General features: G+C 45.1%; 21 protein-coding genes. 9 read left to right on the top strand and 12 right to left on the bottom strand.

All coding sequences use genetic code 11. From position 1 onward, the window contains the following. Positions 1-23 precede the first annotated feature (23 nt). Complete coding sequence (locus A3738_RS14375) at positions 24-467, top strand: pilin (RefSeq protein WP_082878351.1); 444 nt, start codon at positions 24-26, stop codon at positions 465-467. A gap of 49 nt (positions 468-516) precedes the next feature. Here the strand turns inward: A3738_RS14375 and A3738_RS14380 are convergent, their stop codons facing one another. Both A3738_RS14380 and A3738_RS14385 read right to left on the bottom strand, forming a co-directional pair. Next, positions 517-834 (bottom strand): ComEA family DNA-binding protein, encoded by a 318-nt coding sequence (locus A3738_RS14380; RefSeq protein ID WP_068501262.1) that lies wholly within the window; start codon positions 832-834, stop codon positions 517-519. 195 nt (positions 835-1029) lie between these two features. Continuing rightward, positions 1030-1251, bottom strand: a complete 222-nt coding sequence (locus A3738_RS14385) for a SlyX family protein (protein ID WP_068501259.1) — start codon at positions 1249-1251, stop codon at positions 1030-1032. A gap of 429 nt (positions 1252-1680) precedes the next feature. On the opposite strand from A3738_RS14385, the gene A3738_RS14390 reads away from it, so the two are divergent. The 7 genes from A3738_RS14390 to A3738_RS14420 all read left to right on the top strand — a co-directional run bounded on the left by A3738_RS14390 (position 1681) and on the right by A3738_RS14420 (position 13212). Beyond that, complete coding sequence (locus A3738_RS14390; RefSeq protein WP_068501257.1) at positions 1681-2832, top strand: efflux RND transporter periplasmic adaptor subunit; 1152 nt, start codon at positions 1681-1683, stop codon at positions 2830-2832. Continuing rightward, positions 2829-5939, top strand: a complete 3111-nt coding sequence (locus A3738_RS14395) for an efflux RND transporter permease subunit (protein ID WP_068501255.1) — start codon at positions 2829-2831, stop codon at positions 5937-5939. The genes A3738_RS14390 and A3738_RS14395 overlap by 4 nt, the downstream gene beginning before the upstream one ends. 86 nt (positions 5940-6025) lie before the next feature. Next, positions 6026-7057 (top strand): AraC family transcriptional regulator, encoded by a 1032-nt coding sequence (locus tag A3738_RS14400; RefSeq protein ID WP_068474712.1) that lies wholly within the window; start codon positions 6026-6028, stop codon positions 7055-7057. A 215-nt stretch (positions 7058-7272) separates the two neighbouring features. After that, entirely contained in the window at positions 7273-8481 is a 1209-nt protein-coding gene (locus tag A3738_RS14405) for an acetyl-CoA C-acetyltransferase (RefSeq protein WP_068478445.1), read from the top strand. Positions 8482-8515: 34 nt separating this feature from the next. After that, positions 8516-10648, top strand: coding sequence for a 3-hydroxyacyl-CoA dehydrogenase NAD-binding domain-containing protein (locus tag A3738_RS14410; RefSeq protein WP_068478443.1), 2133 nt, complete (start codon positions 8516-8518; stop codon positions 10646-10648). 113 nt (positions 10649-10761) lie between these two features. Further along, positions 10762-11901, top strand: coding sequence for an acyl-CoA dehydrogenase family protein (locus A3738_RS14415; protein WP_068478441.1), 1140 nt, complete (start codon positions 10762-10764; stop codon positions 11899-11901). Positions 11902-12018: 117 nt separating this feature from the next. Next, positions 12019-13212: a CaiB/BaiF CoA-transferase family protein gene (locus tag A3738_RS14420; RefSeq protein WP_068478439.1), complete on the top strand. Its 1194-nt coding sequence runs from the start codon at positions 12019-12021 to the stop codon at positions 13210-13212. 67 nt (positions 13213-13279) lie between these two features. Here the strand turns inward: A3738_RS14420 and A3738_RS14425 are convergent, their stop codons facing one another. Beyond that, positions 13280-16216 (bottom strand): hypothetical protein, encoded by a 2937-nt coding sequence (locus A3738_RS14425; RefSeq protein ID WP_068478436.1) that lies wholly within the window; start codon positions 16214-16216, stop codon positions 13280-13282. A 183-nt stretch (positions 16217-16399) separates the two neighbouring features. On the opposite strand from A3738_RS14425, the gene A3738_RS32410 reads away from it, so the two are divergent. Then, positions 16400-16864 carry a cold-shock protein gene (locus A3738_RS32410; RefSeq protein WP_068478434.1) on the top strand — a complete coding sequence of 155 codons (465 nt, stop codon included), beginning with the start codon at positions 16400-16402 and terminating at the stop codon, positions 16862-16864. Positions 16865-16940: 76 nt separating this feature from the next. Here A3738_RS32410 and A3738_RS14435 read toward each other — a convergent pair whose 3' ends face one another. The 9 genes from A3738_RS14435 to map all read right to left on the bottom strand — a co-directional run bounded on the left by A3738_RS14435 (position 16941) and on the right by map (position 25764). Further along, the gene (locus A3738_RS14435) at positions 16941-17339 is read right to left on the bottom strand and encodes a hypothetical protein (protein WP_068476868.1); all 399 of its coding nucleotides are present in this window, start codon (positions 17337-17339) and stop codon (positions 16941-16943) included. Then, positions 17336-17563 carry a hypothetical protein gene (locus A3738_RS14440; protein ID WP_068476870.1) on the bottom strand — a complete coding sequence of 76 codons (228 nt, stop codon included), beginning with the start codon at positions 17561-17563 and terminating at the stop codon, positions 17336-17338. The genes A3738_RS14435 and A3738_RS14440 overlap by 4 nt, the downstream gene beginning before the upstream one ends. Next, positions 17553-18428 carry a putative RNA methyltransferase gene (locus A3738_RS14445; protein ID WP_068478432.1) on the bottom strand — a complete coding sequence of 292 codons (876 nt, stop codon included), beginning with the start codon at positions 18426-18428 and terminating at the stop codon, positions 17553-17555. Before A3738_RS14445 ends, A3738_RS14440 begins: the two co-directional genes overlap by 11 nt. Before the next feature lie 17 nt (positions 18429-18445). After that, a complete protein-coding gene (gene dapE / locus A3738_RS14450; protein WP_068503177.1) occupies positions 18446-19588 on the bottom strand; it encodes a succinyl-diaminopimelate desuccinylase in 1143 nt (380 codons plus the stop codon). A 70-nt stretch (positions 19589-19658) separates the two neighbouring features. After that, positions 19659-20678: a 2,3,4,5-tetrahydropyridine-2,6-dicarboxylate N-succinyltransferase gene (gene dapD / locus A3738_RS14455; protein WP_068478428.1), complete on the bottom strand. Its 1020-nt coding sequence runs from the start codon at positions 20676-20678 to the stop codon at positions 19659-19661. A gap of 22 nt (positions 20679-20700) precedes the next feature. Beyond that, positions 20701-21054 (bottom strand): ArsC family reductase, encoded by a 354-nt coding sequence (locus A3738_RS14460; protein ID WP_068476057.1) that lies wholly within the window; start codon positions 21052-21054, stop codon positions 20701-20703. Further along, entirely contained in the window at positions 21051-22250 is a 1200-nt protein-coding gene (dapC, locus tag A3738_RS14465) for a succinyldiaminopimelate transaminase (protein ID WP_068478426.1), read from the bottom strand. Before dapC ends, A3738_RS14460 begins: the two co-directional genes overlap by 4 nt. A 20-nt stretch (positions 22251-22270) precedes the next feature. Next, complete coding sequence (glnD, locus tag A3738_RS14470; RefSeq protein ID WP_082868940.1) at positions 22271-24982, bottom strand: [protein-PII] uridylyltransferase; 2712 nt, start codon at positions 24980-24982, stop codon at positions 22271-22273. Next, positions 24979-25764: a type I methionyl aminopeptidase gene (map, locus tag A3738_RS14475; protein WP_068478424.1), complete on the bottom strand. Its 786-nt coding sequence runs from the start codon at positions 25762-25764 to the stop codon at positions 24979-24981. The genes glnD and map overlap by 4 nt, the downstream gene beginning before the upstream one ends. Positions 25765-25802: the final 38 nt, after the last annotated feature.

A 25802-nucleotide genomic window follows, 5' to 3' on the forward strand; every position in this document is an offset into this window, starting at 1 on the left:
GAACTTTTTAATTGGTAAGTGATATGGATATAAAAAAGGTCAAAGGTTTTACTTTAATTGAACTAATGATCGTTGTTGCGATAATTGGTATTTTGGCTTCTGTCGCTATTCCGGCTTATCAGGATTATGTTTCAAAGTCACAGTTAACTAGTGCATTTTCAGAATTAGCATCGCTAAAAATCACCTATGAGGTTGCTGTTAATGAGGGAGAAACTCCATCGTTAACGCCCGGTTCCGGAGGGTATGTTGGTATGACCTCAGCAAGTAGTGAGTATTGTACGCTAACTCTGCTTACGTCCAATGGTGGTATTAGCTGTGCTTTGAAAAATGTAGGTGTTGGCTTAGCTGGAGCTACTTTGCAATTGCAGCGTGCTTCGGATGGAATATGGGCGTGTGTTTCTAGCGGGACAGTGACTGCAACGTCTTCAAGCATCCCAGTACGTTTTTTGCCATCCGCTTGTAGTTAAAACATGGGTCAGATCTTGCTATATCTGACCCTAAAAGGCCTTTTGGTTTTTACTTAGCTACAATCAAGTGCTTATTCTTTTCTAATATACTTTTTCCAATTCCTTTTACTTCTTTAAGTTCCTCGACGTCATGAAATGGGCCGTAGCTCTTTCGATATTGAATAATCGCTTCAGCTTTTTTCACTCCGATTCCTTTTAAATTACTCGCAATCGTTTGCGCGTCTGCTTCGTTGATATTTAAGGGTGATTGAACGGACGCTTCCGAGGTTTGGTTTGCTTCTTGTGCGTAAGCAACTGTGCTGTGTAAAAGCACAACGGCCAACACGCTGGCAAAGACTAGTGAAATAAAGGTTTTGATTTTAAACATAACTGCTCCTTGTTAAATGACACATGGAGCGCTTTTACCGATTGGTAAAGAGTTGAGTAGAATCCTTCTACGTATTTGGTCGCATCCATGCGCGGTAGAGTGTATTAAATGCACTAATGATTTGTAAATCGCAATTTTTGGTGTAGGACTGATTTACGCTGTCCATGAGACCGTGCCTTAATAAGTCTGAGCATATCAATAATGCGGAGGTGGTGGCTCTGGGGCGTTATCTTCATTGCCCGATTTCATTTCATTTAAGCTCTGTTTGAGGACTTTGTTTGCGGTCCATAAATCTTGAATATCGCGGCTTTGCTTTGTGACAATCTGATTTAATGTGTCTATCGTATCGTCCTGAAATGCAAGCTTCATCTCGAGCTCTTCGAGTTTATGCGTTAGCTGTTCTAAAGAAAGTGACATATCCGCTTCTGTGCTGGTAAATGAATGCGCGCAGTATATGGCTTATCACTTTGATTTTGAATCGGTATCGCTCGCGACTATTGGTGGTTTTGGGGCGTGCTGCTGAGCAATGTAGGTGTACGATAACAATATTGAGAAAGCGATGACGCCATATATGAAACGCCTTAACTTCGTAGTTTGTCTTCGATTATTTTGATGCGAGTGGGATGGAATCTTTTTCATTTTCCGCTGTCTGTTTATTGTTGTTGTGTGCATTCGCCGCAGATTTGTACTCGGAGTTGAGGCAAATCACGACCAAACAGCTGCATCGTTTTAAACTTGTGGCCAAATCTTAAGCGAAGATTAAGTTGTACGTCTATCGTATTTTTCTTAGTTTGATTTTTCATTTAGCCCGAGCTCGTAAGCTTGAGCGTGTTTGTTGGAGAGTAAATGAAACAGGTTACCGTCATTCTCGGCATTATCGCCCTCACATTTTTGTTGATTTTTTGGTTTGGCTTATCCAAACCTGAAGCGACAAGCGGCGCTGTTGTGCAGTCTCGTGCATTGACCGTATCGGTCGAAAAGCTTGAGTTAAAAGACCACCAAGTGCAGCTTCGTTCTTTTGGCCTTATTGAGCCTGAGTTTGATTATAAGATTCATGCTCTTGTTGCGGGGCACGTCGTGACCAAGAACCCGCGCTTCAAAAACGGCGAGCGGGTTCGTTCAGACGATGTATTACTTGAGATTGATGACGTAAGTTTCGTGAGTGCAGTGGCTCAAGCTCAGGCTGAACTCTCGGCGTCGAAGCTTAACCTAGAAGACGAAAAAGCCCGAGCGCAACAAGCGCTGACAGATTGGAATAAGCGTAATCCAAATCAAAAAGCGCAAGATTACGTGTTGCGTATCCCTCATGTTAAAGCTGCTGAATCACGTTTGAGTGCGGCAAATGTTGCGCTTGATACGGCTAAGTTAAATCTTGAGCGCACGAAGGTGCGTGCAGGCTTTGATGGTTTGATACGAAATGCGAACGTTAGGCAAGGTGAGGTGGTCTCTACTAACACTTTGCTCGGTGAAGGTTTTAGTACGAATGCAGGTATCGTAAAGCTACCAGTGAACGCAAATGAGTTGAATATACTAGCTGCTGAAGGAAGCCTAGGTGAGGTCTTGTCCATTGTTGTTGAAAACACTTTGTTATCAAGTTCAGATCAGAGCAAAGTTCTTTGGCCTGCGACATTCCAGAGATTAGAGGCTGGTGTTGATACGCAAACTCAGCAGGTTACGCTCGTCGCTAGAGTAGACTCTCCCTTTGATCAAACTCAAGAGCGCCTTGCGCTGCTCCCTGATCAATATGTGTCTGCGACAATTACAGGCCAGGTACTGCGCGACATTATCGTCATTCCCAATTCACTTATATATCAAAATGAATATGTGTACCTAGCAACAGGCGATTCATTAGATCAGCTTGAGCGCCGCACTGTGAAGGTTATTCATCAAGACGATACGTATTCAGTGATCGGCGAGGGACTTAAAGCAGGTGACATGTTAATCACTACGGCATTAGGGCAACTTTCATCTGGTACGTTGATAAAGGTTGCTGAATGATTGCTTGGTTCGCGCGCAATAGTGTCGCAGCAAACTTATTGATGCTCACAATCGTTCTGATTGGATTGGGCTCTTTAAAACTAAATATTCCTCTTGAAGTATTTCCTAGCATAGAACCTCGAATTATTCAGGCTAGCGTAGCCGTGCCTGGGGCATTGCCAAAAGATATTGAAAGCTCTGTCTCAACCAAACTAGAGCAAGCGGTTGATGATCTCGAAGGTATCGCCGCATTGTCGAGTCGCTCGACTGAGGGAGTGGCTCAGGTCAATATTGAAGTCGATGAGCGATATGATCCGCAAACGCTATTAGCTGAGGTTAAAAACCGTATTGATAGTGTCAATAACTTACCCGCTGATGCGGAACGCCCTATTGTCTCCTTGGTGAAACGTCAACGCGAAGTCATTGGCTTGGCTGTATACGGTGATCTTGCCGAGCGTGAATTGCGACAAGAAGCAATTAGTATTCGGGACGACTTGCTTGCAATTACTGGCGTAAGCCAAGTTGAGCTTGATGGTGTGCGCGATTATGAAGTGTCTATCTACGTGCGTGAGCAAGTAATAGAGCGTTACGGCATTACTCTTGAAGAAATCGCTTCGCGTATACGAGAGGCCTCACTCGATTTGTCTGCTGGAGCAATTAAAACAGTAGGCGGCGACATATTGCTTCGCTCAAGTGGTCAGGCTTATGGGGCGGATGAGTTTAGCCGTATTGTTATCCGTACTAGTAATACTGGCGGAGTCATTCGCTTGGGTGACGTTGCAGATATCGTCGACGGTTTTGTCGAGGATGTAAGTATTACGCGTTTCAACGTTAAACCAGCGGCCCTGATTGAGATCTATCGTGTTGGCGACGAAAGTGCGATTGATGTTGCCGATAAGGTAAAAGACTACATAGCAACGCGCAGTGAAGATCAAAACCAGTTGTTGCAACTAACCGCATGGCGAGATCGATCTAATATCGTCAAAAAGCGTCTCAAGACTTTAAGCGACAGTGCGATACAAGGCGGTATTCTTGTGATGTTGCTGCTGACTTTGTTTTTACGCCCCGCGATCGCATTTTGGGTTTGTATCGGTATTCCTGTCACCTTTATGGGTGCCTTTTTTGTCATGCCGTTTTTTGGCGTGAGCATTAATATCATTTCGCTATTTGGCTTCATCTTAATTCTAGGGATTGTGGTTGATGATGCGATTGTCACGGGCGAGAACATATACTCGCATCTAAGAAAATCCGAGAGCGGTATCGAGGCCGTTATCAATGGAACGCAGGAAGTTGCTGTTCCAGTGACATTCGGGATCCTCACCACTATCGCTGCGTTCATGCCCATTGCTTTTATTGAAGGTGTTCGTGGTCAACTGTTTGCTGCAATCCCTGTGGTGGTCATACCGATTCTTTTATTTTCACTAATTGAATCGAAGTTAATACTCCCAGCGCACCTCAAGAACATCAGAATTCATCGTTCTCAAAGCGATACCTTAATGGGTAAGTTGCTAGCGTTGCAGGAACGTTTTGCAATCGGGTTTGAGCGCTTTATATTACGCTTCTATCAGCCAATGCTTAGCGTCGCCTTGCGGTATCGCTACGCGTGTTTGACCTTTGCTATTTGCTTACTCTTTATACTCAGCAGTGCGCTGAGTTCCGGTTTAATGCGTTTCATATTTTTCCCTAAAGTGCAGAGTGAAGTGGCAAGAGCCTCGTTAACGATGCCAACCGGTACCCCAGCGCCTGTTACCGATCAACACGTCGTCTTCATGCTAGAGCAGGCACAAGTATTACAAGACAAGTATATCGACCCCGTTAGTGATGAATCGATTATCGAGAACATTATGGCGACAACAGGCTCTGCGGGTAGCTCATCAGGCAGTAATATTGGTCGGGTAATGTTTGAAATTACAGCACCTGAAGATCGCTCTCTGGCGATATCTAGTCGAGAACTGGTCAATGAATGGCGCCGCCTCGTAGGTACTATTCCTGGTGCTGACGGACTGACCTATCGCGCCGAAATTGGTCGTGTCAGTGATCCTATCGATATCGAATTACGTGGTGATGACTTCGATGAGCTATCGGCAATCGCCGACAAATTGAAAGAAAAGCTCGCGTCTTATCCTAGTGTATTTGATGTCAGTGATACCTTCTCTGATGGCAAGCAAGCCTTAGACATCAATTTACGCAAAGAAGCGCATGTGTTGGGATTGACTAGGCAGCAAGTTGTATCACAAGTGAGGAATATCTTCTTTGGGCTCGAGGTGCAGCGCATTCAACGTGGGCAAGACGACATAAAGGTTGTATTGCGTTATCCCATTGACGAGCGTCAGAGTGTCGCTAAATTGCGCGATGTATTAATCACGACGCCTACCGGTGAACGCGTGCGCTTGGGGGCTATTGCTGATCTGTCTCCATCGATCAGTCCCTTGTCGATTCTTCGTAAAGACGGTAAGCGTACGATCAATGTGCAGGCTGATGTCGACAAGCAAAACACCAACATGTTGATTTTGAATCAAGAGTTAAGAGATTTCTTAGACCTTGAGTTAGCTGCATATCCTGGAATTACGTACTTGTTAGAAGGTGAGGCCAAGGAGCAAAGTCAGTCCTTTGGAAGCTTGAAATACGGGTTACTGTTCGTCGGATTTGTCGTGTACTGCTTATTGGCGATTCCGTTCAAGTCCTACTTTCAGCCGTTTATTGTGATGTCTGTGATTCCCTTCGGAGCAATAGGTGCGATTGGTGGTCATTTCATTATGGGGATGGATCTTACCTTAATTAGTTTGCTCGGTATGCTCGCTCTTATTGGTGTTGTGGTAAACGATAGCTTGGTGCTCGTTGATTTCGTCAATAAAAAGCGCGCTGAAGGGATGGCGATTCATCATACCGTGCGCATTGCTGCAGCGTCACGCTTTAGGCCTGTGATATTGACGTCACTGACGACCTTTATCGGATTAATGCCTTTGTTGTTTGAAAAATCGACACAAGCACAATTCTTGATACCTATGGCGGTATCCTTAGGCTTTGGGATCTTGTTCGCGACCTTGATTACCCTGATATTAGTGCCGATTAACTATCTTGTGGTTGAAGATATCAAGCGATTGTTTTTAAAAACACATTCACACTAGAGCGCGTTTGTTTACAATGAATGGTAAGAGCTTAGGCTTCAGGTCTAGGTTGTCATTTGATGTATAGAATAAAAACTAGGTGTACTTTGAAGCGTCAGCATTCTGTTCCCATTCAACTCATTCGATCATTACTTATCGCACCTCGTAAACGCGCGGTTGATCTTGAAGCCGTGTGCGCGCAAGCCAGACTAGAGCATTGGCTTGATTTGATTAATATTGATGATGACAACACGCGCTTCCCTCTTGAGGAGCTCGGCGTATTTTTAATTACTTTGTGGCGCTACATGGAAGATGAGGCGGGCGGCTTTCTGAGTCACAGACTCAAACTCGGAACGTTTTCGATGATGTGCCACGCCCTTATCTCTGCGCCTAACCTCAGACGAGGCTTGCTTCGGAGTGCTCGGTATATCGCCTTGCTCACGGATGATCTGCGTTTGACCTTAGAAGAAGAGGGCGACGAGGCTCGCTTTGTCTTCGCGTGGGATAATCCTCTAGGTGAAGATGAAGTGTTTTTTATTACCTCTATGTTCGTGATATGGATTCGTTTGTCTTGCTGGATGATTGATCGTCCGATGTTGCTTGATAGGGTTGACTTTCAGTTTGACGAGCCTAGTTATTCAGATGAATTTTCGCTTATGTTTCCGTGCGCACTGAACTTTGGTGCCGAGCGAAATGTCTTTGCATTTAACAAACGAATGCTTGGATTACCCATTAAGCAAGATCCGCATACTCTTGTAAATTTCCTCAGCCACGCGCCTCAATCTTTGCTGACGCAATTTAGGGCAGATGATAGCGTCACAGCACAAGTGAAAAGGCTTTTAATTGATGCTTATGCTAAGTCATCAACTCTAAGTTTTGATGATACTTCAGGACATCTAAATACAACCACACATACGCTCAGACGTCGCTTAAAAGAAGAAGGGCACAGCTTTCAAGAGATCAAAGACAGTGTGCGTCGAGAGAGGGCATTCTTACTGTTAAAGACATCTGATATATCCGTGAATCAACTATCAGAGTTGCTCGGCTTCTCTGAACCAGCCGCGTTTATTCGTGCTTTCAAGAAGTGGTCAGGTCAAAGCCCAACCGCATTTCGTAGTCCAAAATCAGAATCTCATTAAATCCAATTTTTCTCTCCAGTGCTTTCGAAGTATGAGTATTTCACTTCTGTTTTGCGTCATTTTTGATCTGTGAAACATAGTCTTACCGAACTTTTAGCTTTCGTTAAACCTGTAAGAAAAGATCAACAAGCTTGTAAGGTTTTATCATTGAGCCAAGCGCTTGCTTGTTTATAGTCATTGTCGGTTTGAATCCAATACAACAGGAATGAAAGATAATGACAAACGAAGCCCTGATTTTTGATGCTATTCGTACCCCTCGTGGTCGAGGGAAGGCGACTGGCGCACTTCATGAAGTAAAACCAGTTACTTTGCTGTCCGACTTATTAAACACCTTACAAGAGCGCAATGGTTTCGATACAAATTATGTAGATGACATTGTAATGGGCTGTGTGACGGCGGTTGGTGATCAGGGCGCGGACATCGCTAAAACTGCTGCACTTGCAGCGGGATGGGATGAGGACGTTGCTGGTGTTGTGCTCAATCGTTTCTGTGCATCTGGTTTAGAAGCCGTAAATACCGCTGCAATGAAGATTCGTTCGGGTTGGGAAAATCTTGTTGTCGCGGGTGGCGTTGAGTCTATGTCACGTGTGCCAATGGGTAGTGATGGTGGTGCTTGGGCAATGGACCCAGAGACCAACTTTGATACAGGGTTTATGCCTCAAGGTATCGGTGCTGACTTAATCGCAACGCTTGGCGGATATTCGCGCGAAGATGTTGATACCTTTGCCATGAACTCTCATAAAAAAGCAGCGGCTGCGTGGGAACGCGGGTCGTTCGGTAAATCAGTCATTCCAGTGACCGATCGCAATGGCATTACGATACTTGCTCATGATGAGCTTGTTCGCGCAGATAGTAATCTAGAAACCTTAGGCGGGCTAAAAGCCTCGTTCCAGATGATGGGTGATATGGGCTTTGATGGTGTAGCACGTCAGCGCTACCCACAAGTAGAAAGTATTACTCACGTTCATAGCCCGGGTAATTCATCGGGTATCGTTGATGGCGCTGCGGCAGTGTTGATTGGTAGCGCTGAAGCGGGTGAGAAATTTGGTATGAAACCTCGTGCTCGTATTGTTTCTACGGCAGTAGTTGGTACGGACCCAACTATCATGCTTACAGGTCCAGCACCATCTGCTCGAAAAGCACTGAAAGTCGCAGGCATGTCAGTAGATGATATTGATTTATTTGAAGTCAATGAAGCTTTCGCGTCAGTAGTGATGCGCTTTATTGATGAGATGAGTGTTAACCCTGACAAAGTTAACGTGAATGGCGGTTCAATCGCTATGGGGCATCCATTAGGTGCTACCGGCGCCATGATTCTTGGAACACTTCTCGATGAGTTAGAGGCACGTGATTTGAAAACCGGACTGGCCACCTTATGTGTAGGCGGTGGTATGGGTATCGCGACAATTATTGAACGTGTTTGAGAACAAGAATTAGAGAAGGTTTAAGGAAAATTTCATGAGTTCAGTTATCTACGAAAAAGATCAAAATAATATTGTTCACCTGATTCTTGATAAGCCCAATTCTGGTGCCAACTTGATGGACCAAGAGTTCACCGAGTCTATGGTTGCCGCGGTTGAACAGCTTAAGGGTGATGATTTCGACGGTGTGGTATTTCGTTCGAATAAGACAACATTTTTTGCCGGCGGTAATCTTGATGATTTGTTCGCGACGCAGCGAGAAAATGCGCAGCAGTTATACGACATGGTACAGAGCATTAAAGTGTCGATGCGTTATCTCGAAACCTGTGGCAAGCCGGTTGTTGCCTGTATTAATGGTGCAGCGCTTGGTGGCGGTTGGGAATTAGCACTTGCCTGTCATCACAGAATATCTGTCAGCGAAGGCGTGAAGCTCGGCTTACCTGAAGTGACGCTTGGCTTGCTTCCTGGTGGGGGCGGCGTTGTGCGCATGTCACGATTGCTTGGTCTGCAAGCTGCTTTGCCATACCTGACAGAAGGCAAGCAGTTTAAGCCAGAGAAAGGTAAAGAGCTGGGGTTGATCGATGAGATCGTCGCGTCTGAAGACGAGCTTGTTGATGCAGCGATTGCATTTATCAAAGCGAACCCGAAAGTTCAGCAGCCGTATGATGTGAAAGGCTATAAAGTACCTGGCGGTAAACCAACTAATCCTGCACTCGCGAAGATGCTACCGATAGCACCGGCAATGATGCGCGACAAAACGAAAGGTGTTTTACCTGCGCCTGAAGCGATCTTGTCTGTGATGGTAGAAAGTCTTCAGGTGGATATCGACTCAGCAATGCGCATAGAGACGCGTTATTTCGTTGAGTTGGTATGTGGTCAGGTTTCTAAAAACATGATTAATACATTCTGGTATCAGCTTAATGAAATCAACGGTGGTGCGGCACGTCCTGAGGGTGTTGAGAAAACGAAATTCAAAAAGCTGGGTGTGCTTGGCGCAGGGATGATGGGTGCTGGTATTGCATATTCTGCATCAACGCGTGGTATCGAGGTTGTTCTGAAAGATGTCAGCCAAGAATCGGCAGAGAAAGGTAAAGAGTACAGTCAGAATATTCTTGATAAGAAAGTTAAGAAAGGCCGTCTGAGTGCAGATAAGCGCGATGCGACCTTGGCGCGCATTCATCCAACTGCGGATGCCGCTGATTTAGAAGGCTGCGATATTATTATCGAAGCAGTGTTTGAAGATCGTGGTTTAAAGGCCAAGGTAACGCAAGAAGCTGAAGCACAGATGCTCGAAACAGGTGTCTTTGCATCAAATACCTCTACTTTACCGATAACAGGTCTTGCTGAGTCGTCAGCGCGTCCTGAAAGGTTCATCGGTCTGCACTTCTTCTCGCCTGTCGACAAGATGCCGTTGGTCGAAATTATCTGCGGTCAGCAAACTTCCGATGAAACCTTAGCCCGAGCTTATGACTTTGTTCAGCAGATCGCGAAAGTACCTATTGTTGTGAACGATAGCCGTGGTTTTTATACCTCTCGTGTATTTGGCACTTATGCAAATGAAGGTATGGCTATGTTGGGCGAGGGTGTACCTGCAGCTGCCATCGAAAATGCGGCGTTCTTATCTGGCTTCCCTGTTGGTCCAATTGCCGTCACAGATGAAGTGAGCATGACCTTGGTCGAGAAAATTCGTAACCAAACTATTCGTGATATGGAGGCTGAGGGCAAACAATATAAAGTTCACCCAGCAGATGCTGTGGTAGACAAAATGCTAGAAGCGAGTCGTCCCGGCAAATTAGCTGGTGGCGGTTTTTACGAATACCCCGCAGCAGGCAAGAAACACCTGTGGTCTGGTCTAACGGAGTTGTTTGGTCAAAGCGCTGAGTTTGCGCTCGAAGATCTGCAAGATCGTCTTTTGTATATTCAAGCGATTGAAACTGTTAGGTGTTTTGAAGAGAAAGTGCTTACGTCTGTGCGTGACGCTAATATCGGTTCGATTATGGGTATTGGATACCCAGTGTGGACTGGCGGTATTTTACAGTTCATCAACCAAACTGGACTACCAGAGTTCGTGGCACGCGCCGAAGAACTTCACGAACGATTTGGCGATCGCTTTGCAGTTCCAGAGTTACTGAAAGAAATGGCTCAGAAAGGTGAGACATTTAAAGATTAGTGCTAGAAGCCTGACGTCTCACGTTGGGCATCTAGTAATAAGAATAATTAAGGTAATAAACATAAAACGGGGCGAGATAATCAATTCCGCCCAAGCTATAAAGAGGTTTCAATATGATCCCACGTACTGTTTATGAATCTGAACACGAGATGTTTCGAGATAGTCTTCGAAAGTTCTTGGAAGAAGAGGCTGTGCCTTACCATGCCCAATGGGAAAAAGACGGCCATGTATCACGTGAACTGTGGACGAAGGCTGGCCAGCAAGGCTATTTGTCTCCAACAGTTGTCGAAGAATATGGCGGTGTAGGCGCAGATTTTCGTTATAACGCGATCGTAGATGAAGTGGTTGCAGAGCTTGGCCTGAGTGGCATTGGTTTTGGGTTGCATTCGGATATCGCGGTTCCTTATATCGAGCGTTACGGCACGGAAGAACAGAAGCAAAAATATCTTCCGAAATGTGTAAGCGGTGAGATTGTCACCGCGATTGCGATGACTGAGCCGGGAACGGGATCGGACTTACAGGGTGTCAAGACCAATGCTGTGCTCGATGGGGATCACTATGTATTGAATGGATCGAAGACCTTTATTACTAACGGCCAGTTGGCAGATCTTTACATCGTTGTTGCGAAGACTGACCCAGACGGCGGCGCAAAAGGCACCAGCTTATTATTAGTTGATGCGGATTCAGCAGGATTTTCTAAAGGCACGAACTTAGAAAAGATTGGTATGAAAGCTCAGGATACTTCTGAGTTATTCTTCCAAGATGTAAAAGTGCCGAAAGAAAACTTACTTGGTGCTGAAGGTATGGGCTTTATTTACTTGATGCAAGAGTTGCCACAAGAGCGTTTGTCAGTCGGTTTGAATGCTATTGCTAATGCTGAGTCAATCTTCAAACAAACGCTTGCTTACGTTAAAGAGCGTAAAGCTTTCGGCAAACCAATTTCGGCGTTCCAGAACACTCAATTCAAACTCGCTGAAATGTCCTCAACGCTCACTATGGTGCGTGTTTTTGTAGATAAATGCTTGGAACTTCACCTTGAAGGTAAGTTGGATGTAGTGACAGCGGCGAAGATTAAATATCTAACCACTGAAATTCAATGCGATGTGATAGATGAATGTTTGCAACTGCATGGCGGTTACGGCTACATGTGGGAATATCCGGTTGCACGTGCTTATGCTGATGCGCGCGTTCAAAAGATATACGCAGGCACGAATGAAATCATGAAGCTAATCATTGCAAGGTCAATGGTCTGATCTTCGTTTGTATGTGAGTCACGATGTCATGTTGGGGTCAGAGTAATATTACTCTGACCTCGGTATTCCTAGAATAAGACAGCAACCTTAAACAATCACAAGAGCTTACCATTGAATATGTCCCTACCATTAGAAGGCGTCCGCGTCCTAGATTTTTCAACTTTGTTACCTGGTCCTTACGCAACTCAGTTACTTGCTGATATGGGAGCCGAGGTGCTGAGAATCGAGGCGCCAAATCGGCCTGACTTATTGAAAGTGATGCCGCCTATGGTCGGTCAAGGTAAAGCGAAGGTGTCGGCGGCGCACGCATCGATTAATCGTAACAAAAAGTCGATTGCGATCGATTTAAAGAATCCTGCTGCCAAATCAATCATCGAGAAATTGATTTCTGATTATGATGTTGTGATCGAGCAGTTTCGCCCTGGTGTGATGCAAAGGCTTGGCCTAGATTATGAGGTTTTGTCGTCAATTAACCCACAGCTCGTTTACTGTTCAATTACTGGCTACGGTCAAACTGGCCCATACAAGGACAGGGCGGGGCATGATATCAATTACTTAGCTTTATCGGGACTGGCGAGCTATTCAGGACGGAAGGAAACGGGGCCGGTACTTTCTGCAACACAAATTGCTGACATAGCCGGAGGCTCTCATCATGCGGTGATGTCTATTCTTGCTGCATTATTCGCACGCCCAAATACAGGCAAGGGTGCATACTTAGATATATCAATGGCAGATGCTGCATTGAGTCTTAACACCATGTTCGGTGCTGGGGCATTAGTCAGCGGACAGGATCCTGAGTTAGGGTCAGGAATGCTCAATGGAGGCTTATTCTATGAGTATTATGAAACAGCCGATGGCAAGTTTATCTCGATCGGTAGCTTAGAGCCTAATTTTGCAATGAGCTTATTGCAGACATTGGAGCTTAGTGACTGGTTATCAAAAATTGCCGATCAAAGACCTGAGACGCAGACATCCTTGCGCGCAGCGATTGCAGAAAAGATTTCGGCGCAAACGCAAGCCAAGTGGATCGATATATTTGGCAAGCTAGACGCTTGCGTTGAGCCTGTTATTACAGTGAACGAAGCTGCTGAACATCCTCAATTTAAGGCGCGGAAAATGTTTATTGATGTTCAATTAGAAAGCGGTGAAAGCGTGAAACAAATTGCAAGTGCTTTGCCATTTGATAGGGTTCAAGAACCAAGTTTAGGTGCACCGTTAGGAGCCCATACCGATGAGGTGCTAGGTCAGTTTGGCTTTGATGCTGGTCAACTTGAAGAGCTCAAGAAAAGTGGCTGTATTAAGCAGGGGTAAAAGAGAGAATGTCTGCACTATTTCTCAGCGCAGACAATCGATTTTCGTATTAACTAACCATAAAAGCTTAGAGACTGTATCCGATCCCTAAGTAATAATTTGGATCTTTGTCCGGTGCGGTAGATGTTTCGTCAAACGGAAATGCAGTGCCTAGCCTCAATGCGACCGGCAGCGCGCTGTAACCCAAATCTAGACCGACATTTAGCTCCACTCCGGCGGCATCAAACGTTGATTTGTCTCGGTTTGGCGTGCCGGATTCATAAAATAGCGCTCCAGAGATGGTGTGAAGACCAATAGGCCAAGCGTCGATTCCCTGGTCGACATAGGCGATAGGGAATCGGTAATCGGCCGAATAAATACTTGGCTTAAAGCCGCGAAGCTCTTGTGCAGAATCTGGATAGCCTCGCAATGGTTTTTCGCGTTGGTGAATCAAGCCTTGTTTAAATGCGGTGATGGACGGGCTATCGCCTAAATCAAAGAAGTCTGCTCCAGTTTGCGCTTCACCTATAAATGCGCGCAAGGCTAGTGTATGTGGGCCATAGAGTGCGATGTACTCGCGCCAATCAAGGATCCAAACGTTTCCATATGACTGATCACCAGAATTTATCTCGACACGATCTCGTTCGATGTTGAGTTGAATGGTGCGACCGTGCGCTGGGCTAACCCCATATAAAGCTTGAATGGCGTTGTTGTATATCGCGCTAAGCCCTAATGTTTCGACGTGGATTGATTGCTGGGTGTTGGTGAACTGATCCTCGAGGGTGCGCTGATAATTGTTTACACCTCCAGTAAGGGTCAATTGGGAAAAATCAAAACGCCATGTTTTATGCGCCAGTAACGCGCTGTCTTCTTGGTCTTCTATGAGGCGCGCTTTGTCTACGAAGGCTGGGGGCCCCGAGGCGCTGCCTTCGGTGTAATCGTATGCACGTGAGTACAATGCAGTGAGATGGTTGTATAAGGTATAAGCGCCAGAAAAGACATTTAAGTCGTTGTCGAAATCTCTACCCGCGATAAGCCCCCAGTTATGAAAATTTAAGACATCGCGCCCGTTAAGAATGATTGAGGCTGTGGTGTTGGTGTTGTCGCTAGTGAAACCAAAAAACCAAGACTGGGGTGCAATACTTTCAAGCGGATTGTAGTCGTGTTGTAAGAGGGGTTTATGTTCACGATCTTGATGCGAGCTTGTATCTAATTCTAAGCCCTTGTATGAATGAGGTGATTGAACTGTACCTGGCATGGCGTTGTTTTCTGGGTTACTTTCCGCGGTTTTCTCCGCATTTCTCTCCGCGCTCTTTTCCGCATTAATGACAGGAGATAATTCTTTATAGTCGGTTGATACGATGTCCCATCCCTTGTCGCTGTAATAGCGATAGGCGAGCTGTCCAGTTTGAGCGCTATATGATCCCGAACTCGCGCCCCCAATACTGATCGTCAAAGGGTTCAGTGACTGTTGTTCTAGATGATATGACCATAACTCTATAAATCCATTTTTATCGCTGCTCAGTATGACGTTTTGTGAGGTAGGGCCGGCGTAGATTTCAAATATATTGGTGTTCGCTTCGCTCAATACGATGTTTAAAGACTGGCCATTCAAACTATATTCAACTAGCTGCCATGGCTGTGATGGTGGCTTTCGCGTCAATAAGATTGTATTAGCGTCTTTCCATAAGGGCGTGGCTAAGTTTTCATATGAGTTTGGCGTATATAGAGTTCGTTCGTTTTCCAAATTGCCATTAATAAACTCAGCGGTCACTAAAGATTTAATTAAGCCATCTGATTTCACAGCTGCTAGCGTTAGCTTGTCATTGGTCTGAAAAAATGCGGCGCTGTTGTAGCCCGTACAATCTTTTATTTGTGAGGCTTTGCCTAGTTCAATGTTGTAAACATAGAGTGCATTGCTCGTTGCGTGGTGGCCGCAAGGGCTTGGTTGTATATAAAATACGTGGTCTGCGTCAACATACACGATCTGTGCGGTTGATTGTGTTTGTTCTAGTGAGTGAATCTCTCCGTCTTTTGAAACAGACAGCGTGCTCGGGCCATAAGGATCAAACGCGATGAAATACAGTGAACCGTCTTCACCAAAATAAGGACTCCTATTGATGTAACCAGTATTTGTAACAGGAGAAAAAGTCGTTTGATTAGCGGTTCTTACCTCAACTGTTTGTGAATACTCGAGCTCAAGCCAGGTTAAATATTCGGCCCACAGCTCTTTTAACCCGTCTGAAAATGTTGCGAATTTCGCTGGGCCATCGACGAGAAAAGGAATCAGCCTTCCACTTGTTGCTTCAACATACCGTGGAATGCTATCTGGACCGTATTTCGACTCTAAAAATTGATAGAACTTTACGCCGTAGCTATAGCTTTTGTTGAACGGCCAATCCCTAGTGCTTTGTTGAATTTTGCCTAAGGGTAAGAGACCTGATTCGACTTCGGTTCGCATCACCATATCGTAGTAGGCGCTTTGTCCTCTTCCCACGTTTTTATCTAAAGATGTTTCTGCGTAAGTAGCTAGGCCTTCTTTAAAAAAGGTAGATAAAAATATGTTTGGGAAAGAAAAGATATTCCGTCCGAATATGTAACGCGGGTAACTCGCCGCATCACGTGTTTTATCGAGATGGATAATATGGGTCATCTCGTGCAGGATCAGTAAGTCTAACCAGTTATCGTAGTCTTGAAGCTCGCTAACACCAGAGGGCAATGCGAGAAATAATACGCTTCGGTTATAAGGGAAAGGCGTTGCGTAACCATTCGCTGAGCTACTTTGATCGCTTAATACGATTTCGACTTTGTCGAAGGGTGTCCAAGATAAATAGTCACTAAGTTGAGGCAGTACATTATCCGCAGACGCAAGAGCATGCAGGGCTTCTTTCTCTCTAGTTTTTGGGTAAGTAACCTTAGAGTATTGCCCTTCAATCGTTTGCCAGTCACGCGTGATTGAGAAGTGCTCAAATGCGGAGATAGAGGCGCTAAAAATAAGCGCTAAACAAGCGGCGAAAATACGCATGATTGGCGGCGAGTCCTTTTATTATGGTCGTAGCGATTAATGAATTGAAAGGTTGGACAAATCGCAGTTTTATATAAAAACATATTGTGATTCAATGTAGCAGTTGTCTTGGCAACAAATCTTTGAGCTACGTTACATCTGTAGCTTATTAATAATGCTAACAATTTTAAAAGAGATATTTTCATGTTTAAGAAGATAACGATTAGTGCCTTGGTCGCGCTTCCGTTTCCTTTCCTTATATTCTTAGCCGGCTCACGTTTGGATGTGTTCGCAAGCGAACAATCAGCAATTGATTTTTTAAATACGTCTAATGGAATGGCTTTCTACGCGGCAGCATTCGTTTTATTTTTAGTTGCGTCAGTGATTTCGAGTTTGTTTTTTGACTCAGATGTTCGCTCTCAGCCTTGTGATGATGCCGATGACGAAGTTGGCGGTGATGAAGGCTCAAATTACGGAAGCGTAAAATGGTTCAACGTAAATAAAGGCTTTGGGTTTATTACAACAGAGTCAGGTGATGACATCTTCGTGCACTTTAGATCTATTCGTGGTCGCGGTCGTCGTAGTTTGCGTCAGGGTCAGAATGTTCGCTTTGACATTTCTGTTGGTGAGAAAGGTAAGCAGGCGGACAACGTATCTGTCGTTAAATAACAAATACTGTGTCTGGCTAATTGCTGTAATTGCCTAGATTTAGTGTGAGTGGGGAGCTCACGCTAAATCTAGGCAGTTAAGCCCAAACCACTAATTCTTTTGAATCTCTTGTAAGTTTCCACCATTTCTCACTAAATTCTTCTTCTGATTCCGTATACGATTCTGCAGAACATCTGACTTCCGTATCCATATTAGTTAACGCCGAATGAGCACATTCTAGGTCACTTTCCCACGGAGTATTCTGGCTCTTAAACCATATACTTGTGTAAGCCTTTCCTGCTGCGCGTGGAGTTATCATTAACTCAATGCGTTGTTCGTCCAGAGATATATGCGTAGTGACGGGCTTAGGGCTATCTAATTTGATATTAGTGATCAGTTTTATATCTGTGTCGCTAAAAACTTCGGCGAGCCATGAAGCGAGGTCGTTGAGCACAACATTCTTTATATAAATCTCTACATCGGGTTGCTGTGTCATCGTCGTGTATCCGTAGTGAAAAAGCGTTTTAGTCGTTGCCACAATATCATGACATATGCAGCGACAACGCCAAATATCGATAGGGCTGCTGCTATTAATGAAACTAGACCAATTAGTTCTTGTTGCACTGAATCTTCCATATAAAACTCAGCGTAGGTTAAGCCAGAGAGTGATATCAATAAGAGTGCGCTGAACACAAAGAATAGCTTAAATCTAGTTTCCATTTATATGATTCTTTGGTTTATAGCTTGCAACATATACATCGCAGCTTAATGAAAGCGATCTCAATTCTGCGGTGCGCTCGATCTCAGAGCGTTGCGCACGCCAAACATGTGGAGTCATTGTGATGAGGTCAAGAATGGCGTCTTTTGAGTTGAGCGTGAAGGTATAAGAAACGCGTTGGTCTTCGAGTAATTCAAAATCCTCGTTTGATATCGGTGTTTTCTCTACCCGCTTTTTAATTTTTACGTCTGGGTATAAGTGCTTCCGCAATTCAATGAGATGGTTTTGGCCTGCTGACACGTCAAGAAGCAGCCCATCATTCATAATGATGCGTCGTGCTTCCGACATACAGGGACGTGAAAACATATGTGTTACAAGGCTCTGACTATGATCTGAGACGGGCAATCGAAACGCATTGCCAACTAACCATGCTGCCTCTTTCACTCGTTTGGCAGCTGTGCGAATTGCTGGTATAGAAATATCTATACCAGTTAAGGCGCATTCAAGAGACATATCGCGTGCTAGAAAATTATGGAACTGTTGAGTGTAGTAGCCTTCACCGCAGGCTATGTCTGTGTACGTGATGGTAGGCACTTGGTGCGACTTCGCATGATGACTTATTTGACTAATACAAGCATCAACAATGGCTCGGTAATGGCCAAGCGCTAGAAACCGTTGACGAGCTTGTACCATCTCGATCGTATCGCCAGGGTTCTTGCTAGATTTATCTTGGTTGAGAAGTAGGTTGAAGTAACCTTGTTTAGCGCGATCAAAACAATGGTTTTGCTCACATCTCAAGGTGCGCTCCATGAGTTTGAGCGGCTTGCCGCACACAGGGCATTTGAGATGTGGCAATTGATCATTCATTGTCTTGGGCTAGTAAACTATGGCGCTAGCAACCGCGTCAGTATACCTTCATAGATATCTGACAAATCATTCAAATCCTGAACGCTTACGTGCTCGTTCACTTGGTGAATGGTCGCATTTAATGGGCCAAGCTCTAAGACCTGTGCACCTGTTGGCGCGATAAACCGGCCGTCTGATGTGCCTCCACTAGTGGATAGCTCGGTATCAATTCCTTTGACTTCTTTAATTGACGCAACGGCGGCCTCAACGAGTGGGCCTGCCTCAGTAAGAAATGGTCGTCCGCTCAGGTTCCATACAATGTCGTAGTCTAAGTCATACTTTTCGAGTACTGCTTCGGTTTTCTCTGTGAGCTCTTCTGCTGTCACCTCTGTGCAATATCTAAAGTTAAACAACACTTCACCAACGCCTGGAATGACATTAGTAGCGCCAGTTCCGCAGTTAAAGTTGGTGATTTGGAAAGAGGTTGCTGGAAAGAACTCATTTCCTTGGTCCCATTCAATATCTGCTAATTCAGCAAGCGCTCTGGAAGCTTTATGGATAGGATTATCTGCAAGGTGCGGGTAGGCAACATGCCCTTGCTTACCTTTGATAGTAAGCTTTGCGTTCAAAGAGCCACGACGGCCATTCTTAATGACATCACCTAGCGTTGTGGTGCTTGAGGGTTCGCCAACAAGACACCAGTCAATTTTCTCGTTACGAGCTTCTAAGGTTTCGATGACCTTTACCGTTCCATTTTTCGCTGGACCTTCTTCATCACTCGTAATCAAGTAGGCGATAGAGCCTTTATGCTCTGGATACTTTTCGATGAAGCGCTCAGTTGCCGTGATAAACGCCGCTAAACTACCTTTCATGTCTGCGGTACCGCGTCCATGAATATGCCCGTCTTCAATGCGTGCTTCAAAAGGAGGGTATTGCCACTGGTACTCAGGTCCAGTTGGAACAACATCGGTGTGGCCAGCAAAACAAACGAGCGGCCACTGGCGGCCTTTACGCGCCCAAAGGTTAGTCACGTCTTCGAAGTCCATTGCCTCACAAATAAAACCAAGCTTATCAAGACGATCTTCCATTATTTTTTGGCAGCCATGGTCATCAGGCGTCACGGAAGGTTGCTGAATAAGTTGTTGCGTTAGTTTGATAGTGGGCGTGTTGATATCTGGCATCAGAAGCTCTTTGTATGAATATAAATATCACTTGAAGAAGGGGCATTAAGCTGCCCCTATCTATTAAAGCTTAATTGTTCGCGTGAAGCGCTTCGTTAAGCTCAATTGCGGTCTTGTTAGTTAAACACTCAACACGACCGTTAGCAGAGTTACGTCGGAATAGTAAGTCTGCTTTATTGGCAAGGTCTCTCGCTTTAACTGTTTCAACTTCATTTCCATCAGCGTCTAGCATCACAACTTTTGTACCTGCTGTGATATATAGCCCAGACTCAACAGTACAGCGATCGCCTAGTGGAATACCGATACCTGCATTTGCACCGATTAAGCTGCTTTCACCAACCGAAATGGTGATATTACCACCGCCTGATAGCGTGCCCATTGTCGAACAGCCGCCGCCAAGGTCAGAGCCTTTACCGACCATAACGCCCGCCGAAATACGGCCTTCAACCATTGAAGTGCCTTCGGTGCCAGCGTTAAAGTTAACAAAACCTTCGTGCATAATGGTGGTGCCTTCACCGATATAAGCGCCGAGACGAACGCGCGCCGCATCAGCAATACGAACACCAGAAGGAACCACATAGTCGGTCATTTGTGGGAATTTGTCGACAGACTTCACTTCAATGACTTTACCTTGCATACGCGCTTCAAGTTGGCGTTGTGGTAATTCTGCTAAGTCGATTGCGCCTTCGTTTGTCCATGCGACGTTAGGAAGTAGACCAAAGATTCCGTCGAGCTTGATGCCGTGAGGCTTCACTAGACGATGAGAGATAAGGTGTAGCTTTAAGTACACCTCTGGTGTGCTCGATGCTGTCGTATCTTCTTCAATAATAACGAGAGCGACAGGGTTTTCTGAGCTTCTTAGTTTTTCTGCAACAACAGATAGCTCGCCGAGTGCGTGGGTGTCAGCGATAAGCTGCGTTTGCTCCGCAGTGAGTGTCAGCGTCTGGTTTCCGCCATCTAAACCTAATGTAGAGAGAAGTGCGTCAACAAGGCCTTGCTCAGGTTGATATAGCGGAGCTGGGAATAACGTTTCAAGCCATTCGCCATTTGCGTTTTTTGAGCCTACACCTAGGCCAATTGCTACTGTCATAATCTTTCCGTATTCGTGTCGTTTAAGAATAAATTGTTTCGTAGGTCTCAGGTTTGAAGCCTAAGTAAACCTGGTTGTTGTATTCGATCAACGGGCGTTTTATAAGCGACTGATTTTCAAGCATCAGTACGATTGCTTTTTGATTATTTACATCGGTCTTTTGCTCGTCACTTAGCTTTCGCCAAGTTGTACCACGTTTATTAATGAGTTGATCCCATTCCACATGACTTAACCAAAACTCGAGTTTTTCTTGTGTGATGCCAGACTTTTTGTAGTCATGGAACTCGAATTCGATATCGTGATTGGTTAACCAAGTAGTGGCTTTTTTCATCGTATCGCAAGCTTTAATGCCGTAGATTTTGGTAGAAGTACTCATTTCAAACCTTCAATAAATGTTTTGATTCTGTTTGCTGCTTCGACGCATTCATCTACGGGGGCAACAAGTGCCATTCTGACGCGGTTTGCTCCAGGGTTTATTCCGCCAACGGCGCGTGAGAGATAAGAACCGGGTACAACCGTGACATTTTGTTCTTTAAACAATTGTTGCGCGAACTGTTCGTCACTTATTGGTGTTTCTGCCCATAAATAGAAGCTTGCGTCGGTCTGCTCAACATCCATGACCGGTTCCAAAATTTCTAGCACAGCTTTGAACTTGGCGCGATATTGATCTCGGTTTTCCACAACATGAGTTTCATCATTCCACGCCGCGATACTTGCGAGTTGGTGATGCACGGGTAGTGCACAGCCATGATAAGTACGATACTTCAAATACTGCGCGAGTAAGTCAGCATCGCCCGCTACAAACCCAGAGCGGAGGCCGGGTAAATTAGAACGCTTGGACAAAGAGTGAAAAACGATACAGTTTTTGTAATCAACTCGGCCCAGTTTTACACACGCTTCGAGTAGGCCAATTGGCGCATTGGTCTCGTCCGTGTAGATTTCTGAATAACACTCATCTGACGCAAGTACAAAATCATACTTGTCTGATAGATGGATGAGCTGCTCTAGCGTTTCAAGATCAACAACCGCACCAGTGGGGTTGCCGGGAGAACATAAAAATAGAATCTGACAGCGTTGCCAAGTTTCTTCATCAACGGCATCAAAATCAGGTTGAAAACCATGTTCTTCAAGACATGGTAAAAGTTTAAGATCTACGCCTGAGAGATATGTTGCCCCTTCATATATCTGATAAAAAGGATTAGGGCTAACAACAAGGCCGTTTGCCGTATCGTCCACACAAGCCTGCGTAAATGAAAATATCGCTTCACGGGTTCCGTTAACAGGAAGAACTTGAGTATCTGGATTTAACGGTGACTGTGCCAAATCGAAGCGTTGCGTTGCCCAGTTGGCAATAGACTCGCGTAACTCAGGAATACCCTTGGTTGTCGGATACGTTTCAACCTTATTGATATTATCGATAAGTATCTTGGTCACAAATTCAGGAGCCGGATGTTTTGGTTCGCCAATAGATAACTTAATTGGCGCTAGTTTAGGATTCGCTAGGACCTCGCCGAGTAATTTGGTCAGCTTTTCAAAAGGGTAAGGCTGGAGCTTGTCTAATAAAGGATTCATGTACTTGTCTATTCAATTAATTAGGATTCGGTACTAGCAAGCTCATCTAGCTGCGTACAAATATCGTGCTGTAGCGTTTCGCATTGCTCAACATCACTCAAAGGAAAACCGTTTTCTTGCGTGATAAAGAAAACATCTTCTACACGTTCACCCAAGGTGGCGATTCTTGCGCTTACCAAGCTTAGATCGTGCTGATAAAGAATATGGCCAATACGTGCTAGTAGTCCTGGACGGTCAGGTGTTACGACCTCGACGACTGTTCGATGATTTACTGCATCGTTGCTTAGCGTAACCTCAGTAGGGAATGAAAAATGTTTAAGGGCGCGAGGCGTTCGTCTACCAATGATTTCAGGGTAGTCGTTTGGATCATCAAGTGCCTCGGAGAGCTTTTCAATAATAAGAGACTTTCGTTCTGGGTCGTCTGCTAGCGAATCGCCATTAGAATTAGTGATCGCGAAGTTGCTTACGGTAAAGCCGCCACTCGCTGAGCTAATGCGCGCACTCAATACGTTAATGTTGAGCTGTTCAAGCATCGCGGTCTTTGCAGCGAAAAGATCGTCGTCTGAACGTAGGTAAACCATCAGCTGCGAGAACCCCTGATTGGTACCATCGTCTTTATCTCTAAGGGCAATAACGGGCTGTGCCTTGTCTTCTTGTGCAAGGATCGCTTCGCACTGCCATACGATGTCGTCAACTGCTCCTTGAAGGAAGAACTCGTCGTCAAGCGTATCTACTAGGTCATTTACGTGAGAGGCAAGATACTCTTTTTGAAACAGGGTCGAACGCACTTCTTGGCGAGTTGCGTTAATCCAGGCACCTCTTGATACCGGAGATTCAACGCCTTTACGTAGGGCGCGGCGTGCTTCCACAAACAATTGCTGTAGTAAGCTTGCTCGCCAAGTATTCCATAGCTTCGGGTTCGTCGCCGCAATGTCGCATACCGTCAATACATAGAGATATTCTAAATGGACAATGCTCGGTATTTTTGCTGCGAACTCGTAAATGATCTCAGGGTCAGCTACGTCTTTTTTCTGAGCAGTTGTCGACATCAATAAGTGCTGTTCAACCAGCCAAGAAACCAAGTGTGTGTCGCGCTCACTAAAGTGGTGGCGCTGACAGAATGCACGAACGTCGATCGCGCCAAGTTCGGAATGATCTCCGCCTCGACCTTTGGCAATATCGTGGTAAATGCCTGCTACATACAACAGCTCTAACTTAGGAAGTCCTTTGACGAGCGAAGCGGCGAGCGGAAATGATTCTTTGTGCTGTTCGTCATGTAATCGAACAATGTTTCTAACTAGTCGAATGGTGTGCGCGTCAACAGTATAGGTATGAAACAGGTCGTGCTGCATCTGTCCGACGGTCGAGGCAAATTCAGGTAAATAACGGGAAAGTACATTGTACTTAAGCATGTTGCGCAAGGTTCGGTGAAGTCTATGCGGTGTTCGCAGAATCTCTCGGAACATTGTCGTGTTAGCTAGGTCTGCGCGGAAACTATCATCGATCAGATATTGATGTTCTCGAATCAGTCTAATCGTTGTCGCGTGAATACCCTTGATTGCAGGGTTTTGCGCCATTAACAAAAATATTTCGATCAGTGCGTACGGGGAGCGATCAAAGACACCATCATCTACCGTCTCTACATAGCCATTGCTAACTTGAAAGCGGTTGTTCAGTGGAGTCGTTACAGTCTCTCGATTTGGATTAAGATAAAAACCATCAAAGTACTGAAGAATCACATCAGCGAGTTCAGCAAGAGCGAGTACAGTACGATAGTAGCGCTGCATCATAAGCTCAACGCCCAGTGAATTGTCACTGTCTTCGTAGCCAAGAATTTTGGCAACCTTGCGTTGGTGATCAAACAGCAGTCGGTTTTCGCTTCGATTTGCAACCATCTGAAGACCATAGCGCAAAGACCATAAAAAGGTCTCCCCTGAAAGAAGGAGGTTGAATTCTTCGTCCGTCAGAAAGTGATATCGTTCTCTTGCGGTTTTGGCCTCAGGGCCAAAGTGACGCTTTGTAATCCAGCCAACTGTCTGAATATCGCGAAGTGTACCAGGCGAAGCTTTAATGTTCGGCTCAAGATTGTATTCGTTGCCACCATAACGTTCGTGGCGTTCGACTTGCTCTTTGAACTTGGCCATAAAGTAGTCTTTGGACGTATAGACTTCGTCAGAATACATACGGCTTGTGAGTGTTGATTTTAATGACTCGGCGCCGGAAATTGTTCGAGTCTCTAAAAGATTTGTTGCAATCGTTACATCTAGGCTTGCTTGCTCAATACATTCGTCGATTGTACGAACACTATGTCCTATTTCGAGCGACAGGTCCCACAGCAGAGTAATGAAGCTGCTTAGATCGCTTTCAGATTCAGTGGGGATCTGATCTTTTGCAAGAATAAGAAGATCAATGTCTGAATGAGGCTGTAACTCTCCGCGACCATATCCACCAACAGCGATCAGAGAAAAATTATCTTGATCAAACGCGTAACGTGACCAGAGAGCGTTAAGAACTTGATCCATAAACCATGCTTTGGCGCCAATGATCGCTCGGATATCTTCGCCGTCACAATAGAGTTCGTCGAAGCAATCGGCAGCACGTTTTAGATATTCTTTTGTAGCCTTTGCTGGATAGCCTTGGCCGGTCAGATCTTCAAACAGTGTTGTTAGTGAAATGCCAGATTGTTCTAAAAAGCGGGATTTAATTGTTGGTTCCGCTAATTGATAGTTCATGCTAAACCGAAATGCTCTTTCTCTTCTTGGCGCATCGTTAGGACTTCAAAACCATCTTTTGTGACAAGAATCGTATGTTCCCATTGCGCTGATAACTTGTGATCCTTCGTGACAACGGTCCACTCATCCGGGAGTAATTTACAGTGTCGCTTTCCTTGGTTGATCATCGGCTCGATCGTGAAGGTCATACCTTCTTTGATCTCCATGCCTGTGCCTTTCTTTCCATAGTGCATGACTTGAGGGTCTTCGTGGAATACCGCGCCGATACCATGGCCGCAATACTCGCGCACAACCGAGTAGTAGTTGCTCTCAGCGTGCTTTTGAATGACTGCGCCAATATCACCTAAGCGAGCTCCTGGTTTGACCAAAGCAATGCCTTTATACATGCACTCTTGCGTAATTCTAACTAAACGCTCCGCAGCGATACTCGGTTCACCAACAAAAAACATCTTGCTGGTGTCGCCATGATAGCCATCTTTTATAACTGTGATGTCAATGTTAATGATGTCACCATTTTTCAGCTTCTTTTTCTCGCTTGGAATGCCGTGACAAATAACATGGTTAACCGAGGTGCAAATGGATTTAGGGAATCCTTTGTAGTTTAGAGGGGCGGGAATCGCTTGCTGCTCGTTGACAATGTAATCATGACAAATCTTGTCTAACTCTTCCGTCGTGACGCCCGCTTTTACGTAAGGGCCTATCATTTCTAATGCTTCTGCGGCTAAACCGCCGGCAATGCGCATTTTTTCGATTTCTTCAGGAGTTTTAATAGTGACGGTCATAAGTATAAAAGATAGTCGTAGTTAATAAGTCTGGGGCG

The sequence above is a fragment of the Oleiphilus sp. HI0066 genome (assembly GCF_001635725.1).

Excerpts from the sequence above, each read along its gene's own strand:
- A3738_RS14385 (WP_068501259.1), bottom strand. The coding sequence starts at position 1,251 with ATGTCACTTTCTTTAGAACAGCTAACGCATAAACTCGAAGAGCTCGAG.
- A3738_RS14415 (WP_068478441.1), top strand. The coding sequence starts at position 10,762 with ATGATCCCACGTACTGTTTATGAATCTGAACACGAGATGTTTCGAGAT.
- dapC (WP_068478426.1), bottom strand. The coding sequence starts at position 22,250 with ATGAATCCTTTATTAGACAAGCTCCAGCCTTACCCTTTTGAAAAGCTG.
- dapD (WP_068478428.1), bottom strand. The coding sequence starts at position 20,678 with ATGACAGTAGCAATTGGCCTAGGTGTAGGCTCAAAAAACGCAAATGGC.
- glnD (WP_082868940.1), bottom strand. The coding sequence starts at position 24,982 with ATGAACTATCAATTAGCGGAACCAACAATTAAATCCCGCTTTTTAGAA.
- A3738_RS14420 (WP_068478439.1), top strand. The coding sequence starts at position 12,019 with ATGTCCCTACCATTAGAAGGCGTCCGCGTCCTAGATTTTTCAACTTTG.
- A3738_RS14410 (WP_068478443.1), top strand. The coding sequence starts at position 8,516 with ATGAGTTCAGTTATCTACGAAAAAGATCAAAATAATATTGTTCACCTG.
- A3738_RS14390 (WP_068501257.1), top strand. The coding sequence starts at position 1,681 with ATGAAACAGGTTACCGTCATTCTCGGCATTATCGCCCTCACATTTTTG.
- A3738_RS14380 (WP_068501262.1), bottom strand. The coding sequence starts at position 834 with ATGTTTAAAATCAAAACCTTTATTTCACTAGTCTTTGCCAGCGTGTTG.
- A3738_RS14440 (WP_068476870.1), bottom strand. The coding sequence starts at position 17,563 with ATGGAAACTAGATTTAAGCTATTCTTTGTGTTCAGCGCACTCTTATTG.
- A3738_RS32410 (WP_068478434.1), top strand. The coding sequence starts at position 16,400 with ATGTTTAAGAAGATAACGATTAGTGCCTTGGTCGCGCTTCCGTTTCCT.
- A3738_RS14375 (WP_082878351.1), top strand. The coding sequence starts at position 24 with ATGGATATAAAAAAGGTCAAAGGTTTTACTTTAATTGAACTAATGATC.
- A3738_RS14445 (WP_068478432.1), bottom strand. The coding sequence starts at position 18,428 with ATGAATGATCAATTGCCACATCTCAAATGCCCTGTGTGCGGCAAGCCG.
- A3738_RS14435 (WP_068476868.1), bottom strand. The coding sequence starts at position 17,339 with ATGACACAGCAACCCGATGTAGAGATTTATATAAAGAATGTTGTGCTC.
- A3738_RS14460 (WP_068476057.1), bottom strand. The coding sequence starts at position 21,054 with ATGAGTACTTCTACCAAAATCTACGGCATTAAAGCTTGCGATACGATG.
- A3738_RS14425 (WP_068478436.1), bottom strand. The coding sequence starts at position 16,216 with ATGCGTATTTTCGCCGCTTGTTTAGCGCTTATTTTTAGCGCCTCTATC.
- A3738_RS14395 (WP_068501255.1), top strand. The coding sequence starts at position 2,829 with ATGATTGCTTGGTTCGCGCGCAATAGTGTCGCAGCAAACTTATTGATG.
- dapE (WP_068503177.1), bottom strand. The coding sequence starts at position 19,588 with ATGCCAGATATCAACACGCCCACTATCAAACTAACGCAACAACTTATT.
- map (WP_068478424.1), bottom strand. The coding sequence starts at position 25,764 with ATGACCGTCACTATTAAAACTCCTGAAGAAATCGAAAAAATGCGCATT.
- A3738_RS14405 (WP_068478445.1), top strand. The coding sequence starts at position 7,273 with ATGACAAACGAAGCCCTGATTTTTGATGCTATTCGTACCCCTCGTGGT.